General features: G+C 50.2%; 3 protein-coding genes and 1 other RNA gene. 3 read left to right on the top strand and 1 reads right to left on the bottom strand.

Translation table 11 applies throughout. The features are described from left to right. Positions 1–284: RsmD family RNA methyltransferase (locus tag WBV75_RS04790; RefSeq protein WP_424119507.1), on the top strand; the 284-nt coding region annotated here is incomplete at its 5' end. A 5-nt stretch (positions 285–289) separates the two neighbouring features. Here WBV75_RS04790 and rnpB read toward each other — a convergent pair. Then, positions 290–601: RNase P RNA component class A (gene rnpB, locus WBV75_RS04785), an RNA gene on the bottom strand. A 123-nt stretch (positions 602–724) separates the two neighbouring features. Here rnpB and WBV75_RS04780 point away from each other — a divergent pair. Together WBV75_RS04780 and miaE are read left to right on the top strand one after the other, a co-directional pair. Beyond that, complete coding sequence (locus tag WBV75_RS04780) at positions 725–2566, top strand: DNA polymerase III subunit gamma/tau (protein ID WP_424119509.1); 1842 nt, start codon at positions 725–727, stop codon at positions 2564–2566. Positions 2567–2728: 162 nt separating this feature from the next. Continuing rightward, a partial coding sequence (gene miaE, locus WBV75_RS04775) for a tRNA isopentenyl-2-thiomethyl-A-37 hydroxylase MiaE (protein ID WP_424119508.1) occupies positions 2729–3073 on the top strand: 345 nt, incomplete at its 3' end.

Raw genomic sequence — 3073 nt, 5'->3', positions numbered from 1 at the left:
CCTCCAACCTACTCGCAATCCCCGTTACCGTTTTTAAAAGGGACGTATCCGCCTTTCTAAAGCGATGTACGGAATCTTTTGACCTGGTCTTTGCAGACCCTCCCTATGATTTTTCCCAGGAACAACTCAGCGAAATTGTTTCACTTTGCTTTGAAAGGGAATTAGTAAAAGAAGACGGAATCCTCATTGTGGAACACAGCACAAAAAGGGATCTGAGCGAATTAGAACACTTCGATTCTGCCCGGAAATACGGTAGCACCATTTTTAGTTTTTTCAGGCCCTGAAGTAAAAAAACAGCAGGTCATAAGCCGGATTCTGTATGCCCGACCCTGAGGTCGGGATTCCCGTCATTTATCTAGACCCCGCGTTACCCCGGGGTTCCATCCGCCTACCCGTCGGCTTGAGCGTGCAGCCCTCAAATGCCGACCTACATGGCGTTGCACCGCATAGAGTTTGCCGATTTCACTACAGCCGAACTGTACTTGCTTTCTGTTGCACTGGTCCGCACCTCGCGGTGGACGGGCGTTACCCGCTATGCTGCACTATGGTGTCCGGACTTTCCTCCCCGCCAAATAGGCGGGGCGACAGGCCGACCTGCTGTGCGACAAAGGTACTCCAATTGTTGATAAAATCGGGATTCCTGCCCCAGATCCGGTGGGGATTCCCAATGTGATCTGTATATTTGTGAGAAGGCACAAAAACGTCAATACCAGCGCCCTGAATGATGGAACCTTTTATCGTATCCGCCCGAAAGTACAGACCTCAGCATTTTGAGGAAGTCGTTGGTCAGCAGACCATCACGGAGACGCTATTGAATGCTATCGAAAAAAACCACCTGGCCCAGGCCTTGTTGTTTTGTGGGCCCAGGGGGGTGGGAAAAACCACCTGTGCCCGAATACTGGCAAAAAAAATCAATGAAGACGGCCATGAGCAGGAAGGTGAGGATTTTGCCTTTAATATTTTCGAGCTCGATGCGGCCTCGAATAACTCTGTGGATGATATCCGGAACCTGACCGACCAGGTACGTATACCCCCTCAGACTGGAAAATACAAGGTCTATATCATCGATGAGGTGCACATGCTCTCTCAGAATGCATTTAATGCTTTCCTCAAAACCCTGGAAGAGCCGCCTGCCCACGCCATTTTTATTCTGGCCACTACCGAAAAACACAAGATCATTCCCACGATCCTCTCCCGCTGTCAAATCTTCGATTTCAAAAGGATTACGACATCCGATGCGGTGGCTTACCTTAAAAAAATAGCCTTGGAACAGGGTATTGAGGCTGAGGAAGACGCCTTACATATCATAGCTCAAAAGGCAGATGGGGCCATGCGGGATGCGCTTTCGATTTTTGACCGGGTCGTCAGTTTCGCGGGAAACACCCTGACCCGAAAAGCGGTGGCTGAAAACTTCAACGTCCTCGATGTAGAGGTTTATTTTCAAGCGACCCGTCTCATTTTAGCCCACGATATCCCGGGACTCCTGGTTTATTTCAATCAGGTACTGAGTGCCGGCTTTGAAGGGCATCATTTTATCAGCGGCCTGGCTTCCCATTTTCGGGATCTCATGGTCTGTCGCGATGCCCAGACCATTGCCCTTTTGGATACCAGTGACGCGGTGAAAGAACAGTTTCTGGAACAGGCTAAAGAAGTAGATTCTGAATTTCTTTTAAACGCGCTGGATCTGGCCAACACCTGTGAATTGAACTACAAAGCGAGCAGCAACCACCGGCTCCTTGTGGAATTATGCCTGATGCAACTCGCCTCCATAGGCGTGGCCGAAAAAAAAAAGGGTAGTCAGCAGGACACCCCACTGATTTCGGCATCCCACTTTCACGGTCAGGCACCTGCACCCCAACCACCCTTTCAAAAAATACAAACCCCGACGATCCCGGCAACCCAGGGTAAGGAAAGCTTAGGGAATCCCGAAGCCAACACGAGGCTTGGAGAACCACCAGCGGGTTCTGAGATTTCCCTACCCGGGCATGCCCAGGTTACCCCACCTGTCGCTTCCCCAGAGGTTTCTGCCACAAAACCAACACCAGCGGAAGATGTCCCGGTGCCTGAGCAGCCCGTCAAAATTGCCCTGAAAGATAAAAGGGAGGCCAAAGTCTCGGGGCTTTCCCTCTCCTCCATTCGGGCCAAGAAATTACACGAAGCTCAAAAAAAGGCGCAGCAACCCGAACCTGAAAATCTACCTGAAGACCCTGTGGAGCCCGAAAAACTAATTGCACTCTGGCAGGAGTTTACCGAAAGGACAGAATCTAAAGGAAAAAAAATACTGGCTTCCAGCCTGGCCACGGATACCCCAAAATTGCAGGAGGGGCACCTCATCAGCATTGAACTGCCCAACAGCACCATGAAAAAAGAAGTGGAACGGGATCAGCTGGACCTGATGACCTTCCTGAGAAAGTCCCTCAATAATTACAGTTTAAAACTTCGTATTACCGTCAATGAAGAAGTGGCCCGGCAATACGCCTTTACCCCTGAGGAGAAATACGAGAAACTCAAGGAGAAAAACCCGGCCATCGACCTGCTCCGCAGAACCTTTGACCTGGATCTGTAGCGGTAAGATTTTTAGACACTGTCCATTCGCGACTCAAACGATCGCTTTAGAATACGGTTCGAACCTCCTCATAACCCCCAGCGGAATTGCCCTCAAAACCAGAATTCGATGTCTTTGGCATGCGGGGTGAATTCTTTTACCTTTGCGTTAAACTACACACATATGCTCGGTTTAAAGCTTCCCACGGATCCACGGTGGGTCAATATCGTTGAAAAAAATATCGATGAAATCCTGACAGACCACGCCTTTTGTGAGCAGAAAGCGGCCAGTACGGCCATCTCCCTGATCGTCACCTTTCCGGAATACCCGGACCTTGTTCAGGAAATGATCGCCTTGTCCCGGGAGGAAATGGGGCACTTTAAAATGGTCCACGATCGTATTCTCGCCCGCGGGAAAACCCTGGGTCGGTATCGCAAGGATGAATACGTCATCGCCCTGATGAAGTTTTTTCCCAAAGGAGGCAGCCGTAGTGAACAACTCGTACACAGGCTCTTGTACGCAGCCCTG

Source organism: Robiginitalea sp., assembly GCF_049588695.1.
Lineage (GTDB): Bacteria > Bacteroidota > Bacteroidia > Flavobacteriales > Flavobacteriaceae > Robiginitalea.
Note: the sequence above shows the minus strand (reverse complement) of the source record. Positions and strands in the feature narration are given on the sequence as shown.

Bases quoted from the DNA above. Each gene is read 5' to 3' on its own strand.
- WBV75_RS04780 (WP_424119509.1), top strand. From the start codon at position 725: ATGGAACCTTTTATCGTATCCGCCCGAAAGTACAGACCTCAGCATTTT.